This window comes from Paraburkholderia mimosarum LMG 23256 = NBRC 106338, from assembly GCF_000739815.1.
Classification (GTDB): domain Bacteria; phylum Pseudomonadota; class Gammaproteobacteria; order Burkholderiales; family Burkholderiaceae; genus Paraburkholderia; species Paraburkholderia mimosarum.
Window position 1 is genome coordinate 35,256 of record NZ_BBJJ01000030.1, and the last position, 16,061, is coordinate 51,316.

A 16,061-nucleotide genomic window follows, 5' to 3' on the forward strand; every position below is an offset into this window, starting at 1 on the left:
GGCTCTGTTGCGCAAGCATTCCGCCTGCCCCGTTCGCTGCAATTCGTTCCGGAAAGGTGGACCGGCCCGAATCAGCGACCCGCGGATGCTATCAATAATCGCATCTCACCGCAACCGCGAGTTTTTTTTCAGATATCGGCTTGAGTTTTGACGCTGATCAATTGAGGGCGTCCTCGAAAAGACTTGAAAATACCCCGGAAAATGGCCGCCCCGACGGACAATGGGCCGTCTCCCCGCGCTGCTGCGGCTCGCCGAGGGGATATCAAGCGGCGTGTTTGTTATTTTTAGAGAATCGGGATTAGCATTTTCTCTTCACGATCGATTCGATGAAGAAATCCGATTCGACGGATAGATTCATCGATTAATTGTTTACGAGAGAAGTTAATGAATATCAGTAAAGAGCAACATCGGGAATACCCTAAATGAGAAATATGCCAAATCATTGATTAAAAAAGGAAAATATTACGATCACCTTAAAATTTAATTATTTCCGATACGGTGTTCCACCCATATCGCCATTCAACTATCCAATAAATACGATTTCCAATCCCATAACGAGATTTTTTTCGTCAAGTTTCGGATTTCCCGGAAAATCGAACCGTGCAATCTTGAATTAATCCCTCGCAATACCGTCGCGCACCCGCCTCGCCGGCCCGCAATAGCGTTCCTGCCCCGCGAGAGTCGGTGGTATCCTCGCTCCCTCGCCGCGCTCGCATGCACCATGACGGCGCATGCCGGGTGCTCTCGCGCCACGCGCGGAGCCGGCGATACCGCACCGACAGATCCGGAAGAACCCAACATCGGGGGAGATCAAAAACAATGAAGACGTTCAAGCAGGCAGCCCTTGCCGCCAGCCTTTCCCTCGTCGCCAGCGCCGCAGCGCTCGTGTTGACTTCGGGCGCCGCGCAAGCCGCCGAAACCGCGACCGTGGAAGTGCTGTCGATCGTCGAGCACCCCGCGCTCGACGCGATCCGCGACGGCGTGCGCGACGAGCTCAAGGCTGCGGGCTACGACGCGGGCAAGAATCTCAAGTGGGAATACCAGAGCGCGCAGGGCAATACGGGCACCGCAGCGCAGATCGCGCGCAAGTTCGTGGGCGACAACCCGAGCGCGATCGTCGCGATCGCAACGCCTTCCGCTCAGGCCGTTGTTGCCGCAACGAAGTCCGTGCCTGTGGTGTACTCGGGCGTGACCGATCCGGTCGCCGCACAGCTCGTGAAGACGTGGTCGCCGAGCGGCACGAACGTCACCGGTGTTTCCGACAAGCTCCCGCTCGACAAGCAGGTCGCGCTCATCAAGCGCGTCGTGCCGAACGCGAAGACCGTCGGCATGGTCTACAACCCCGGCGAAGCAAACTCGGTCGTGGTCGTGAAGGCGCTCAAGGAACTGCTCGCGCAGCAGGGCATGGCGCTCAAGGAAGCCGCCGCGCCGCGCACCGTCGACATCGGCCCAGCCGCGAAGAGCCTGATCGGGAAGGCCGACGTGATCTACACGAACACGGACAACAACGTCGTTTCGGCGTACGAAGCGCTCGTGAAGGTCGCCAACGACGCGAAGATCCCGCTCGTCGCCTCCGACACGGACAGCGTGAAGCGCGGCGCGATCGCGGCGCTCGGCATCGACTACAGCGATCTCGGCCATCAGACGGGCAAAGTCGTCGTGCGCATCCTCAAGGGCGAAAAGCCGGGCGCGATCGCCTCGGAAACGAGCAGCAGGCTGCAACTATTCGTGAACCCGGTCGCCGCGCAAAAGCAAGGCGCGACACTCCCGGCCGACCTGCTCAAGGACGCGACCTCGGTCGTGAAGTAAGCCGGACCCTCAATCGTTACTGCGGCATCTGCGGTAAGCAACGACGGCAGCGGCGCCCGTCCCCATGCGGGCGGGCGCCGCGCGTCGACTCCGGCGCACGGCTGCCGGAGACCGCAACAGGATTTTTCTCCATGTCCCTCTACTCGCTTCTCGGCGCGCTCGAGATCGGCCTGATCTTCAGTCTCGTGGCCCTCGGGGTATTGATCTCGTTTCGCATCCTCAACTTCCCCGATCTCACCGTGGACGGCAGCTTTCCGCTGGGCGGCGCCGTGGCGGCGACGCTCATCGCCGCGGGCCACAATCCTTTTTTGGCCACCGCGTGCGCGATCGCTGCGGGCGCAATTGCCGGCTTCATCACCGGCTGGCTCAATGTGCGCCTGAAAATCATGGACCTGCTCGCGAGCATCCTGATGATGATCGCGCTCTACTCGATCAACCTGCGCGTGATGGGCGCGCCGAACGTGCCGCTCATTTCGGAATCGACGGTGTTCACGATCCTCCAGCCCGCGTGGCTGCCCGACTACGTCCTGCGCCCGCTCGCGCTTTTGGTGGTCGCGCTGGTCGCGAAATTCGGTCTGGACTGGTTCTTTTCGTCGCAATACGGCCTCGCGTTGCGCGCGACCGGCGCAAATCCGCGCATGGCGCGTGCGCAAGGCATCGCTACGGGCCGCGCGACGCTGGCCGGCATGGCGCTTTCGAACGCGCTCGTCGCGCTGGCCGGCGCGCTCTTCGCGCAAACGCAGGGCGGCGCGGATATTTCGATGGGCATCGGCACCATCGTGATCGGGCTTGCAGCCGTGATCATCGGCGAAAGCATCCTGCCCGCGCGCCGGCTCGTGCTGACCACGCTCGCCGCCGTGCTCGGCGCGATTCTCTATCGCTTCTTCATCGCGCTCGCGCTCAATAGCGACTTCATCGGCCTGAAGGCGCAGGACCTGAATCTCGTCACCGCCGTACTCGTGACGATCGCGCTCGTCCTGCCCGCGACGCGCAAGAAGCTGTTCGGCCGCAGGAACGGGAGGGCATGAAATGCTCAGCGCCAAAGACCTCAAGCTGACCTTCAACCCCGGCACGCCGATCGAAACGCGTGCGCTGCGCGGTCTCGACCTCGAGATTCCGAGCGGCCAGTTCGTCGCCGTGATCGGCTCGAACGGCGCGGGCAAGTCCACCTTCCTCAACGCGATCAGCGGCGACCAGATGGTGGATAGCGGATCGATCACGATCGACGGTCAGGACGTCACGAAAAGAGAGGCGTGGGACCGGGCGCATCTCGTTGCACGCGTGTTCCAGGATCCCATGGCCGGCACCTGCGAAGCGCTCACGATTGAAGAGAACATGGCGCTCGCCATGGCGCGCGGCAAACGCCGCGGCTTCGGCCCCGCGCTGAAAAAGCAGGATCGCGAACGGTTCCGCGCGAAGCTTCGCCTCCTGAATCTGGGGCTCGAAAACCGCCTGTCCGATCGAATCGGGCTGCTTTCGGGCGGTCAACGCCAGGCGGTGAGCCTGCTGATGGCGTCGCTGCAGCCATCGCGCATCCTGCTGCTCGACGAGCACACGGCGGCGCTCGATCCGAAAACGGCGGGGTTCGTGCTCGAACTGACCGCGCGCATCGTCGAGGAATCGAAGCTCACGACCATGATGGTCACGCACAGCATGCGCCAGGCGCTCGACTACGGCCAGCGCACCGTGATGCTGCACCAGGGTCAGGTGGTGCTCGACGTCTCGGGCGACACGCGCCGCGGCCTCGACGTGCCAGACCTGTTGCGCCTGTTCGAGCAGAACCGCCACGAGAAGCTGGACGACGACGCGCTGCTGTTGGGCTGAAGCGCCGCGCTTCGCGCAAGGGATGCCTGCCCCTCGTTCGAGGCCGCGGGCTTTTTCCATGGCTTTGCGAAGATTCCCGGGAAAGGGCGGCGAATCCGGCGCGCTATAATTTTCCGTTTTCATTGCCTTCGTCGGCACCAAGGATCACACATGAGCACATTGCCCCCCTGCCCGAAATGCAATTCCGCGTTTACGTACGAGGATAACGGCGTCTACATCTGCCCGGAGTGCGCGCACGAATGGTCGGCGCAAGAAGCCGCGCCGGCCGAAGCCGCCGGCAAGGTTTATCGCGATTCGGCCGGAAATGTCCTGCACGACGGGGATACCGTCACGGTCATCAAGGACCTGAAACTCAAGGGTTCGGGCGGCGTGATCAAGATGGGCACCAAGGTGAAAAACATCCGGCTCGTGGACAGCGACCACGATATCGACTGCAAGATCGACGGCTTTGGCGCCATGAGCCTGAAGTCGGAATTCGTCAGGAAAGCGTGACCAGCGGCACGTGGGTCAACGGGGGCGGCTCCTGCCCCCCGCGATGTCGGCAGACAAGCCGAATATCTGCTTCGGACTCCGACTCAATTCAAGCGCGTTTCCCGAATACCTGAACGTTCACTGCGCACCATGGCGTGACGCTCGCGCCAGTCGTTTCGACAAACGCGCGACCGAAGGGCAAATCGCGACATGCGCCGTGCTCCTTGCATTATCCGGCGATGCGATCGATCATAGGCTGGCTGTCCGTACGCCGGAGCGCCGCCCGAACGATTGTTCAGCAAATTTGCGTGCAACTGTATATGGCCAGCGCAGCGGCGCCGAACCACACTGCTTGAGGCGCCGCCTTCGGGCGCCTCAAGCAGCCAGTTTCGCAGCCCGTTTCGCAGCCAATTCCGCAGCCAATTCCGCAGCTCACTTCCAGGCAAGCCAGGTACCCACGATGAACGACAACGCGCTCCACCCCGATCCGCTGACCACTTCGCGCGCAGCGGCGGCAGCGGCCGAGGCCGCGCCCGTCCCTTGCCCTGTCGTCGATACGCTCGACCGCATCCTTCCCGAGGAACCGCTCCTCATGATGGGCGCGGGCCCCGTGCCGATTCCCGACGCCGTGGCCAAGGCCAACTCGGTCGTCATCAATCACCTCGGCGATACCATGGCGCGCGTCATCGATCAGGTGAAGACGATGGCGCGCTACGTGTTCCAGACCCGCTCGAACTGGGTGCTCGGTGTGGCCGGCCCGGGGTCGGCGGCAATGGAAATGGCGATCTCCAACCTCGCGTGGCCGGGCACGCGCGTGCTCTCCATCGTCAACGGCTTCTTCAGCGCGCGCATGGCCGAAATGGCGCGCCGCGTGGGCGCCGAGGTCACCACGCTCGACGTCGCCGACCGCGAGATCGCCTCGCTCGACGCCGTGAAGCAGGCCATCGAGCGCACGCGCCCTGCCATCGTCACGATCGTGCACGGGGAAACGTCGAACACGGTCTGGAATCGCGAACTCAGGGAAATCGTGCAGCTCGCCAAGGCCGCCGGCGCGCTCGTGGTGGTGGACGCCGTGTGCACGCTGAGCACCATGCCGCTCGACATGGACGCATGGGGCATCGACGTCGTGATCACGGGCGGTCAAAAGGGCCTCTCGTCGATTCCCGGCGTTTCGCTGATCGCCTTCTCGGACGCCGCCTGGGAGCGCGTGCGCACGCGCACTACGCCGAACACCCACTGGTGCCTCGACGCCATGCTCGCCGAAAACTTCTGGCACAACGCCGGCTATCACTACACCGCGCCCGTTTCCGGCGTGCTCGCGCTGCATGAGGCACTGCGCCTCGTTTGCACGGAAACGCTGGAAAAGCGTTATGCGCGCCATCTGCGCTGCTCGCTGGCGCTGCAAAGCGGCGTGGGCGCGCTGGGCCTCGCGCTCTACACGCCGCAGAGTTGCCGCCTCAACTCCGTGGTCGGCATCGCCCTTCCCGAGGGCGTCACCGCGCGCGAGGTCTGCAATCACATCTCGCAGCAATATCAGGTGGAGATCGCGGGATCGTTCGGTCTCCCGATCGTTCGCATCGGGCAGATGGGCGAGCAGTGCCGCGAGCACCACCTCTTTCGCACCGTGCACGCGCTGGGCCGCACGATGAGCGATCTTGGCGTGAAGGTCGACCTGCCCGCCGGCGTCGCCGCGCTCGAAGAGTCGCTCTCGGCCAGTTCGCGCGAAACGCGGCGCTAAGCGCAACGCCGTATGCGGCGCCATGTGCGTCGTTGAGCACGTGCGGCCGCGTGGCGCGCCGCGAAGCGCTCATAGCCGTCGCGCTCGCACACAAATGAACGCCGGCGCCTGCGCGAGTTCTGCGTACAGTGCCGGCGATACCGCTTTCATTTCCGGTTGCGGCTCGGGCTCGAGCACCCGCTCGATCGCCCAGCCCGTTTCCGTGAGCGCATTGAAGATGTCCGCAAGCGGCCGCCTGAACGCTTCCACCCACGGCTTGGGCTCGCCGAAGCCGCCCCAGTGCAGGCCAAACCGCGTCGTCTGGAAGTAGCTGCGCGAGCCGCGCGTGCGCGTGTCGATCCAGTCGCGCATGGGGTGCGACATCGAAAACACCAGCAGCGCGCCGGGACGCGCCACGCGGTGGAACTCCCGAAAGGCCGGTGCGAGATGCTCGACGTAGTCGAGCGCCAGCGAGCACACGATGCGATCGACCACCGCATCGGCCAGCCAGTCGAGCGGGCGCCCGAGATCGCCCACTGCGATCTCGACAGCGAGACCCGCGCAACGCGCTTTCGCCAGTTCGACCATCGCAGGCGTTACGTCGAAGGCCTGCACGCGCGCGCCCTCGCGCGCCAGCTCCGCGCTCACGATGCCGGGCCCGCAGCCCGCGTCGAGCACGTCTAGCCCCGCCACCGCGCCAAGCAGCGAGCGCGTGGCGGGCCGCTCGTAGAGCGCGTTGTGCGGCTTGCCGGGCGCCTGCTCGGCATAGCGCCCGGCGAACTGCGTGTAGCTGGCGCGGCCCGGCAGTTCGTTGGCCGTTGCGTCGGGGTTCTTTTCGTCGGTGGACATGAGAGCGCGAGGAAGCGGATTGAATACGCCATTGTCCACCGTTTTGTCCGCCGTTTGGCGCAGCCGACCACCACCACACCAACGCCAGGCGAGCCCAGACTAGAACAGCATCGAAATGCCCGCCATGCCGACGAACTGCGCGTTCGTCGATGACGGCGACGCATTCTGCGAGTCGCCGACGGTCGCCACAGCGCCGCCCACATTGCCCCTCGCGCCGAGCGTCTGGCCGCCCGCACGCTGATACGCCTGCAAGGCATAGAGCGTGGTGCGCTTCGAAAGATGCCATGATTCGCGTAGCGAGTACTGCCGATAGCGCGCCGCGCTCGTGATGCCATTGGCCTTCGCGGCCATCGTGTACGAGAACGCGGCCGCCAGATCGAACTCAGGCGTTGCGCGCCATGCGGCGAGTGCGCCGTAGGTGTTGAACACGGCCGTGTTCGCAAACGCCGCGGTGCCGCCCGCCAGATATTGCACGTTGGTGTAGTTCAGGCCAAACGTGAAGTCGCCCAGCGTGTAGTTGCCCGCGGCGGCGATGTTTTGCACCGCCCGCGCCGACGCATATCCGCGATTCACCGCTGAGATGGCAAACGAGCCCGAAGCGTTTGGATCAAAACCCGCTGTGCGGCCCGTGTTATTCAGGCGCAGATAGCCTGCCGCAAGGCTGAGCGGGCCGCCCGTGTAGCGCAGCGCGGCGCTCACGCTCTGCCCCTTGCCCGGACTCCCCGCGATGCCGCTGAAGCCGTATAGCGCGCTCGCGCTCACGCCCTTGAACACCGGGGATACATAGGTGAGCGCATTGTTGATGCGCACCGTGGTATTGAGGCTGTCGTAGTCGCCGGGATGGGAACCCGTTGCGCCCGTGAGCCAGCTGTTCGCGGCGAGCGCACCGACGAAGAGCATATAGGGCGTGTACTGGCGGCCCATCGTCAGGGTGCCGTAGGTGTCGTTGGCGAGGCCCACGTAGGCCTGCCGGTTGAAAAGCCGGCCGGCCGACACTGCGGCGCCCGTGTTCGCGTCGAAGCCCGCCTGCAGGTCGAAGATCGCGCGGGTGCCGCCACCCAGATCTTCGTTGCCGCGAAGTCCGAACTTGGAGGCATACAGGTTGCCGTGGCGCAGGTAGACGTTCGAGCTACCGTTCTGGTTGTTGACGTAGCTGATCGCGTCGTCGACCGTACCGTACAGCGTCACGTTCGATTGCGCCTGAACGGACGCCACGTCACAGAGGGCTGCCGCAAGCAGGAAGGCGCGCGTTTTTGCGTGTCTGTTCATCAGGTCTCCTCATGTTATTGCACGAACCAGCGCATGAATGGACAGTCCGGCGCGTGCAAATTTCTTGTCATCTGACAACCGATGTCAGGATGAGCGAGGGCATCGTAGGTTTGACAAAGACCAACGTCAAGCACAGGAGCCTCGCCACGCAAGCTAGTTGAAAGATGCCTGATCTACCTCAAACCGCCCAGAATATTGCGCCCACTGGCGTGGTCCCCGCTGTCCGCGCACCTTGACACCGACCGGCCGCAAACATAGCATCTGGCGGCAGATCAGATGTGCGTCATCGTATGACATAGCAGCGGTGTACCAGTGGCATAAATACTCGCATGTGAGAACCATCTCTTTAATTAGTAAAGCGAACCTATTTTCGCCCAACAACAACCCGGGAACATGGGGAGACAACATTGAAAACAGTCAAAGGCCTGCGCTGGTGGATCATCGCCCTCGTCTGCGCGGGCACCATCCTGAACTATCTCGCGCGCAACTCACTGTCGGTGCTCGCGCCCGAACTCACCCATGCGCTGAACTTCAGCACCCAGCAGTACTCGTATATCGTTGCAGCGTTCCAGATCGGCTACACGATCATGCAACCCGTCTGCGGCATCATCGTCGACCTCGTGGGGCTGCGTATCGGCTTCGCGCTGTTCGCGGCGCTGTGGTCCGCCGCGGGCGTCATGCACGGCTTCGCCACGGGGTGGCTGTCGCTCGGCGCAATGCGCGGTTTGCTCGGGCTCTTCGAAGCCGCCGCCATTCCTTCCGGCCTCAAGGCCGTGGCGGAATGGTTTCCCGACCGGCAGAAGTCGGTGGCAGTCGGCTATTTCAATGCGGGCACGTCACTCGGTGCCGTACTCGCGCCGCCCGTCGTCATCTTCTTTTCGCTGCGCTTTGGCTGGCAAACGGCGTTCATCGTGACGGGCGCGGTCGGCTTCGTCTGGGCCGCCGCGTGGTACGTGCTCTATCGCGCGCCCGCCGCCCACCCGCGCATCAGCGAGAGTGAGCGTGCATTGATCATGGAAGGTCAAAGCCGCCCCTCGGGGGAAGGCAAGGCGCGCACGCGCGACGTCGTGGCCTCGCGCCGCTTCTGGGCGATCGCGCTGCCGCGCTTTTTCGCCGAGCCGGCGTGGCAGACCTTCAGCTTCTGGATTCCGCTCTATCTCGCCACTGAGCGGCATATGGACCTCAAGCAGATTGCCGCATTCGCGTGGCTGCCGTTCGTCGCAGCAGACCTGGGCGGCATTCTCGGCGGCTACCTCTCGCCCTTCCTGATGCGCCATTTCCGTTTGTCGCTGCTTTGGTCGCGCGTGACGGGCGTCGTACTCGGCGCGTTCATGATGATCGGGCCCGCGTGCATCGGGCTCGTCGCTTCGCCCTATACGGCCATCGCGCTCTTCTGCGTGGGCGGCTTCGCGCACCAGATGATCTCCACGCTCGTCAACACGCTCGCCGCCGACGTGTTCGATTCGCGCGAAGTCGGCACGGCGAGCGGCTTCGCGGGCATGGCCGCGTGGATCGGCGGCCTGAGCTTCTCGCTCATGGTCGGGGCGCTCGCCGACAAGGTGGGCTACGGCCCGCTGTTCGCGAGCCTGGGCGCGTTCGACCTGATAGGCGCCGCACTGCTCGTGTGGCTCATCCGCGGACAGTCCCGCGGCGATTACGGACTGGCGCGCGCATGAGCGTCCGTGTCAGCGCCTCGCAAGACAAAGGAAATACCGATGACGTCGCTACTTCATCCCCCCAGGTTCGCCCTGTCGAAACACGAAGGCCATCACCTGCGCCTCGAAAGCACGCAAGGCCCCGCAATTGACGTGTTCGTGCTAGAACAAGACATCGTGCGCGTGCGTGTGCTGCCGGACGGCAAAGCTCACGGGCCGGGCACGTGGGCCATCGCGCCGGGGCTCGAAGATGTGCCCTACGAAGGCCGCGACCGCCTCGACACGAGCGGGTTCGCGTTGCCTTCGTTCGGTGTCCTTTCCACTGAGGAAGAGATCCGCATCGAGACGACGCAGATCCGGCTCACCGTCGCGCTGGCGGGCGGCCGCTGCACGTGGGAGATGCGCCGTGACGGCGGCTGGCGCATCGTGCTACAGGACCGCGCGACGCAGGCGTACAACTTCGGCTGGTGGGACGAGCGCATCTATCATTACGTGCGCCGCCAGCCGGGCGAGATGTATCTGGGTCTTGGCGAACGCGCCGGCTCGATCGATCGTGCGAACCAGAGCTACCGGATGACCAATGTCGACGCGATGGGCTACAGCGCCAGGACAACCGACCCGCTCTACAAGCACATTCCGTTCTATCTGACCTGGCAGCCCGAAACGCGCCAGGGTTTCGGTCTCTTCTACGACACGCTCGCGGACTGCACCTTCGACATGGGCCGCGAGCTGGACAACTATCACGGCCCCTACCGCCATTTCATCGCCGACCACGGCGACCTCGACTACTATTTCATCGCGTCGCCGCAAACGCCGCTCGCCGCCGTGCGGCGCTTCACGTGGCTGACGGGCCGCCCCGCCCTCATGCCGAAATGGGGACTCGGCTACTCGGGCTCGACGATGAGCTACACCGACGCGCCCGACGCGCAGCGCCGCATGGGCGAATTCCTCGCGCGTTGCCGGGAGCACGACATTCTCTGCGACTCGTTTCATCTGTCGTCGGGCTATACATCGATCGGCGCTAAGCGCTATGTATTCCACTGGAATCGCGAGAAATTCCCCGACATCGAAGGCTTCGTTCAGGACTACCTGGCGCACGGCGTCAGGTTGTGCGCGAACATCAAGCCCTGCCTGCTGCGCGATCATCCGGAGTTCGAGCACGCCGTGCGCGACGGCCTGCTCATCCAGACGCGCGATGGCGAGCCCGCATGGGTCCAGTTCTGGGACGACGTCGGCGCGTACCTCGACTTCACGAACCCCGCCGCCGTGGCCTGGTGGAAGCAGCACGTGAGGGACGCCCTGCTGCGCTACGGCATCGCCGCCACCTGGAACGACAACAACGAGTACGAACTCTGGTCGCCTCACGCTATGGCGCATGGCTTCGGCACGCCATGGCCAGCGCGCGAAGCAAAGGTCCTGCAAACGCTGCTGATGATGCGCGCCTCGCGCGACGCGCAGCGCGAGCACGCTCCCGGCCAACGCCCGTTCCTCGTCTCGCGTTCGGGCGGCGTGGGCATGCATCGCTACGTGCAGACCTGGTCGGGCGACAACGCCACCTCATGGGAAACGCTGCGCTACAACCTGAAGATGGGGCTGGGACTCGCGCTCTCGGGCGTGTCGAACATCGGCCACGATATCGGCGGCTTCTCGGGGCCCGCGCCCGAGCCCGAGCTTTTCATCCGCTGGATCCAGTTCGGCGTATGGATGCCGCGCTTCTCGATCCACTCGTGGAACGACGACGGCACCGTGAACGAGCCGTGGATGTACCCCACGCTCACGCCACAGGTCTCGGCGCTGCTCAAGCTCCGCTATCGCCTGCTGCCTTATCTATATCAGCTGCTCTGGGATTCGACGATGGAGTACGAGCCCGTGCTGCGCCCGACCTTCGCCGAGTTCCCCGAGGACGCGCGCTGCTACGCGGAATCCGACGACATGATGGTCGGCGCTTCGCTGCTCGCGGCGCCCGTGGTCGAACCCGGACAAACGGAGCGGGAGGTCTGGCTCCCCGAGGGGGTGCGCTGGACCTGTTATTGGAGCGGCGAACAGTTCGAGGGGGGCCAAAGGGTGACGCTGCCCGCGCCGTGGGAGCGGCCCGTCATGCTGGTGCGCGAAGGCAGCGTGATCGCGCTGAACGTCGCGGAACAGCAATTCGGGCGGCGCGACGACCGCCGCGCGTTCATCGTGACGCCGTTCGCAGGCAACGAGCGCGTTTGCCGCCGCTATGCCGAGGACGACGGCGAAAGCGAGGCGTGGCGGCGCGGCGAGTTCGGCGAATGGGTCGTCTCGGCGCAGGGCGATGCGGGCACGCTCACGCTCGCCGTCGAAGTCATCGGGCCGATGCCTCGTGCGGCGACGTCCGTTGAGATCTTCCTGCCAGCGGGCGAATCGCGTAACGTAGCCATCTCCGCGGGCCGCATCGTCGCGGACGAACCTATGGGCGGGTGGCGCCGGATCGTCGTCGAACGCTGAGGCCCGGGCGCTCCGCCGGATCCTTTCGACCGCGCGGCGGGAAAGACGTCCACGGCGGACGCCCCCGTACGCCGAGGCATTTGCACGCGAAAACCACGCCCACGCGCGGCCCCGGTTATCATCGCCCTCTTGCGCGCGCAACCACGTGGCAATAGAACCGCCTCGTGCTTGCGCCATCCGAATGCATGACCGATGCGCGTCGCATGACGCAACCCACACCGAAGGCAACAGCAGTCAACAGCAGGCAACCCCAGGCTTACGATGTCCCTCATCCCTTTCGACGCCGTCCTGTTCGACTGTGACGGCGTACTCGTCGATTCCGAACGCATCACCCACGTCGTGCTCACGCAGCTGCTGGGCGAGCTGGGCTGGTCGCTTTCCGTGGACGAAACCATGCGCATTTTCGTCGGCAAGGCGGTGAAAGACGAAGCCGCGCGCATCGAGGCCCATACGGGCTTCGCGATCACCGATGCCTGGCTCGAAGGCTTTCGTGCGCGTCGCAACGAGGCGCTCGAACGCGATCTCGTCGAAATCCCGGGCGCACCCGCGGCCGTGCGCGCGGTGCATGCGGCCATGAACGGACGCATCGCCGTCGCCTCGGGCGCGGACCGGCTCAAAGTGGAACTGCAGTTGCGCAAGGTGGACCTCATCGACTGCTTCGAGGGGCACATCTACAGCGGCCACGAAACGCCGCGCAGCAAGCCGCATCCCGATGTATATCTAGCGGCGGCGGACGGTCTCGGCGTGCATGCTGGCCGCTGCGCCGTGATCGAGGACACGGTCACGGGCGCGCGCGCGGGCCTCGCCGCGGGGGCCACGGTTTTCGGCTACAGCCCGCCCGAGCCCGGCCACAGCAGCGCCGGGGCGCTGCGCGAAGCCGGCGTCGCACACGTCTTCACCGACATGGCACAGCTTCCCGCGCTGCTCGCCGGCTGGACATCGCCGTCTCACGCGCCAGCCAGATAGTTAAGCGCCTATAGAACACGCGAACATCGCCATCCCTGTTGGTCTCGCGCATCGTCGCCCACCACGCCCGACGCAGCCCGCCCGCGACTCGCATACCATCCGGATCGTGGCTGCGCAGAGAAAAAGATAGTTTGCTATCGAATCGCCTTGATCTATCATCCGCGGATGTCGAATCTACATACCTTACGCCTCGCGGTCAGCAGCACGCTCGTCGTCGCAGCACGCAAATGGCGGCGCACGACCCACGGCGCGCTCACCGCGTACAACGTCTCCGAGGCATGCGCCGCGCCGCTGCTCACGGCCGGTCGGCTCGGGGAAGCCGTGCGCCAGGTGACGCTCGCGGAGCACGTGGGCATAGAGGGCCCCTCGCTCGTGCGTCTGCTCGACCAGCTCTGCGCCGCCGGCCTCGTGCGCCGCGACGAAGACCCTGACGACCGCCGCGCAAAAACGATTTCATTGACCGAAGAAGGCCGCGCCGTCACCGCCCGCATGGAGCAGGAATTGCGCGAGCTGCGCGCGCGCGTGCTCAAGGGCGTGAGCCGCGCCGACCTGGAGGCGACGCTGCGCGTGCTCAACGCGTTCAACGCCGCAGTCCCTCCAGACCAGGCTGAACGGGCCTTACACGACTGAAAGCGGAAAGCGGACCCATGACCTACCCCTCCATCCGCGACTGGCTCTTTTCGGTCAAGACCTTTGCTGCGTCGATGCTCGCGCTCTATATCGCGCTCGTATTCCAGCTGCCGCGCCCGTACTGGGCGATGGCGAGCGTGTACATCGTCTCGAATCCGTTCGTTGGCGCCACGCGCTCGAAGGCGCTCTATCGCGCGCTCGGCACGGCGCTCGGCGCGGCCGCCGCGATCGCCCTCGTGCCGCCCTTCGTCGAAACGCCGCTGCTTTTCAGCGTGATCGTCGCCACGTGGACCGGCACGCTGCTGTATCTGGCGATCTCCGACCGCACCGCGCGCAGCTATGTGTTCATGCTCGCGGGCTACACGATGCCGCTCATCGCACTGCCTACCGTTACCGATCCCACGACCATATTCGACGTGGCCATCGCGCGCACGCAGGAGATCACGCTCGGCATCGTGTGCGCGAGCGTGATCGGCAGCAACATCTTGCCGAGCCGTCTCGCGCCGACGCTGATCGAGCGCGCGGATGCCTGGTTCCGCGACGCCGCGTGGTACGGCGGCGAAACGCTCTCGGGTCATATCACCGGCAAGGCGCTTTCGGCGTGCCGCCAGCGCCTCGCGGCCACCGTGAACCAGTTGGAATTTCTGCTCAGCCAGCTCAGCTACGACCACGCGCATCCCCAAACGCTGGCGCGCGCCGAATCCCTGCGCGGGCGCATGCTGCTCTTTCTGCCGCTGATTTCCGCGCTCGCCGACCCGCTCCTCGCGCTGCGCCGCGATCTCCATGTGTGGCCCGAGGGCCTGGACGGCCTGCTGCGCGACGCGGCCCGCTGGTTCGAGGAACCGCTGCCGAGGCGCGCAGCGGACATGCACGACGACGCAGGCGATCCGACCGCCGACAGCCTGCGTGCGCGCATCGCGGCGCTGCAGCCCGCCCACGACGCGCTCGCGAGCTGGCAAGGCGCCCTGCTCTCGAATGCGCTCTGGCGTCTCACCCAGGTAATCGACGTCTGGCAGGACTGCCGCGCGCTGCGCGCGCTCATCGCGCACGAAGCCGGCACGTGGCGGCCACGCTACCGGCATTGGCGGCTTGGCGGGACCGAGCGCTTCTACGATCGCGGCCTCATGTTGTTCTCGTGCTTCGTGCCGGTGAGCGCGATTCTGGTGGCCTGCTGGCTGTGGGTCAGCTCGGGCTGGCACGACGGGGCAGGAGCGGTGACGCTGGCGGCCGTGGCCTGCTGCTTCTTCGCGGCCTCCGACGATCCCGCGCCGCTGGTGTTCCGCTTTTTCCTCGCCACGGCGGCAAGCGTGGTGTTCGCTGGCCTGTACCTGTTCGTCGCGCTGCCCAAGGTGCACGACTTCGCCATGCTCGTGCTGCTGTTCGCGGGGCCGTTCATCCTGGTCGGCACGCTCATTCCGCGCCCGGCTTTCAATATGGTGACGATGCTCACGGCCGTGAACACGGCAACCTTCATCAGCGTGCAAAGCGCCTACGAGGCCGACTTCCTCGTGTTCCTCAACAGCAATATCGCGGGCGTGGCGGGCCTCCTGTTCGCCTATCTGTGGACCCGCGCCACGCGCCCGTTCGGCGCCGAACTCGCGGCGCGGCGCCTGTTGCGCTCGAGCTGGAACGACGTCGCGCTCTCGGCCTCGCACACGCGCATCGCCGATCAGCGCAATCTCGCCTCGCGCATGCTCGACAGGCTCATGCAGCTGATTCCGCGTCTCGCGGCTTCCGACGAGCATCGCCACCCTTCGATCGAGAGCTTTCGCGATCTGCGCATCGCGCTCAATGCGCTCGATTTGCGCCGCTCGCTGCGCAAGCTCGATAGCGACATGACCGATGCGATCGATCGCGTGCTCGCCGGCGTCAGCGAACACTACGCGCGTTGTGCGCGCGAAAGCGAGCGCCAGAGCGCGCCGCCCGCACTGCGCGAGGCCATCGACGACGCCATGCGCCGCGTCGCCGCGCGCGCCCGCGCGCACCTGCCGCCAGTCACCGCGGCCGACGCCGATGCGGAACCGGCGCCGCGCGCGCTCGTCTCGCAGCGCTGGCTGAGCAACACCCTGCATGCGCTCGTGGGCATGCGGCTCGCGCTCTATCCGGCCGCGTCGGCGCAGTCGCCTTCCCATCCCGAGGCCACGGCATGAGCGCGCATCCCTCTCATCCTTTTTCGAAACCCGCACCATGATCGGCGAAATCGATATCTTCGGCGTGTTCGTGCCCGCCGTGCTCGTGCTGATGCTGATTGCGTACCTCATCAACGTCGTGATCGGCAAGGTGCTCACCCGCGTCGGCTTTTACCGCCTCGTGTGGCATCGTTCCATTTTCGATCTCGGCATCTATGTGCTCGTGCTGGCCGCCGTCATCATCGTGTCGCATCGCTTCGTGAAATAACGTGA

13 protein-coding genes are annotated in these 16,061 nt (G+C 65.1%); 11 read left to right on the forward strand and 2 right to left on the reverse strand.

Features of this window, described 5'->3' with window-relative positions; translation table 11 throughout:
- Positions 1-819 precede the first annotated feature (819 nt).
- From BMI01S_RS21645 to BMI01S_RS21665, 5 genes are all read left to right on the forward strand, one after another.
- Positions 820-1,809 (forward strand): ABC transporter substrate-binding protein, encoded by a 990-nt coding sequence (locus BMI01S_RS21645; RefSeq protein ID WP_028230335.1) that lies wholly within the window; start codon positions 820-822, stop codon positions 1,807-1,809.
- 131 nt (positions 1,810-1,940) lie between these two features.
- Entirely contained in the window at positions 1,941-2,837 is an 897-nt protein-coding gene (locus tag BMI01S_RS21650) for an ABC transporter permease (protein WP_028213768.1), read from the forward strand.
- 1 nt (position 2,838) lies between these two features.
- Positions 2,839-3,633 carry an ABC transporter ATP-binding protein gene (locus tag BMI01S_RS21655; RefSeq protein WP_028213769.1) on the forward strand — a complete coding sequence of 265 codons (795 nt, stop codon included), beginning with the start codon at positions 2,839-2,841 and terminating at the stop codon, positions 3,631-3,633.
- A gap of 150 nt (positions 3,634-3,783) precedes the next feature.
- On the forward strand, positions 3,784-4,125 hold the full coding sequence (locus BMI01S_RS21660) for a zinc ribbon domain-containing protein YjdM (RefSeq protein ID WP_028230334.1): 342 nt from the start codon (positions 3,784-3,786) through the stop codon (positions 4,123-4,125).
- 439 nt (positions 4,126-4,564) lie between these two features.
- Entirely contained in the window at positions 4,565-5,842 is a 1,278-nt protein-coding gene (locus tag BMI01S_RS21665; protein WP_081723330.1) for a pyridoxal-phosphate-dependent aminotransferase family protein, read from the forward strand.
- 69 nt (positions 5,843-5,911) lie between these two features.
- Here BMI01S_RS21665 and BMI01S_RS21670 read toward each other — a convergent pair whose 3' ends face one another.
- Positions 5,912-6,670, reverse strand: coding sequence for a class I SAM-dependent methyltransferase (locus tag BMI01S_RS21670; RefSeq protein ID WP_028230332.1), 759 nt, complete (start codon positions 6,668-6,670; stop codon positions 5,912-5,914).
- Between the two features lie 99 nt (positions 6,671-6,769).
- The gene (locus BMI01S_RS21675; RefSeq protein ID WP_028213773.1) at positions 6,770-7,939 is read right to left on the reverse strand and encodes a porin; all 1,170 of its coding nucleotides are present in this window, start codon (positions 7,937-7,939) and stop codon (positions 6,770-6,772) included.
- 407 nt (positions 7,940-8,346) lie between these two features.
- Between BMI01S_RS21675 and BMI01S_RS21680 the strand changes: the two genes are divergently transcribed.
- The 6 genes from BMI01S_RS21680 to BMI01S_RS21705 all read left to right on the forward strand — a co-directional run bounded on the left by BMI01S_RS21680 (position 8,347) and on the right by BMI01S_RS21705 (position 16,056).
- The gene (locus BMI01S_RS21680; protein WP_028213774.1) at positions 8,347-9,615 is read left to right on the forward strand and encodes an MFS transporter; all 1,269 of its coding nucleotides are present in this window, start codon (positions 8,347-8,349) and stop codon (positions 9,613-9,615) included.
- 39 nt (positions 9,616-9,654) lie between these two features.
- The gene (locus BMI01S_RS21685) at positions 9,655-12,063 is read left to right on the forward strand and encodes a glycoside hydrolase family 31 protein (RefSeq protein ID WP_028230331.1); all 2,409 of its coding nucleotides are present in this window, start codon (positions 9,655-9,657) and stop codon (positions 12,061-12,063) included.
- Between the two features lie 261 nt (positions 12,064-12,324).
- A complete protein-coding gene (locus BMI01S_RS21690) occupies positions 12,325-13,029 on the forward strand; it encodes an HAD family hydrolase (protein ID WP_028230330.1) in 705 nt (234 codons plus the stop codon).
- 165 nt (positions 13,030-13,194) lie between these two features.
- Positions 13,195-13,659 carry a MarR family winged helix-turn-helix transcriptional regulator gene (locus tag BMI01S_RS21695; protein WP_028213777.1) on the forward strand — a complete coding sequence of 155 codons (465 nt, stop codon included), beginning with the start codon at positions 13,195-13,197 and terminating at the stop codon, positions 13,657-13,659.
- A 17-nt stretch (positions 13,660-13,676) separates the two neighbouring features.
- Positions 13,677-15,809 carry an FUSC family protein gene (locus tag BMI01S_RS21700; RefSeq protein ID WP_028213778.1) on the forward strand — a complete coding sequence of 711 codons (2,133 nt, stop codon included), beginning with the start codon at positions 13,677-13,679 and terminating at the stop codon, positions 15,807-15,809.
- A gap of 37 nt (positions 15,810-15,846) precedes the next feature.
- Positions 15,847-16,056, forward strand: coding sequence for a DUF1656 domain-containing protein (locus BMI01S_RS21705; protein WP_028213779.1), 210 nt, complete (start codon positions 15,847-15,849; stop codon positions 16,054-16,056).
- Positions 16,057-16,061: the final 5 nt, after the last annotated feature.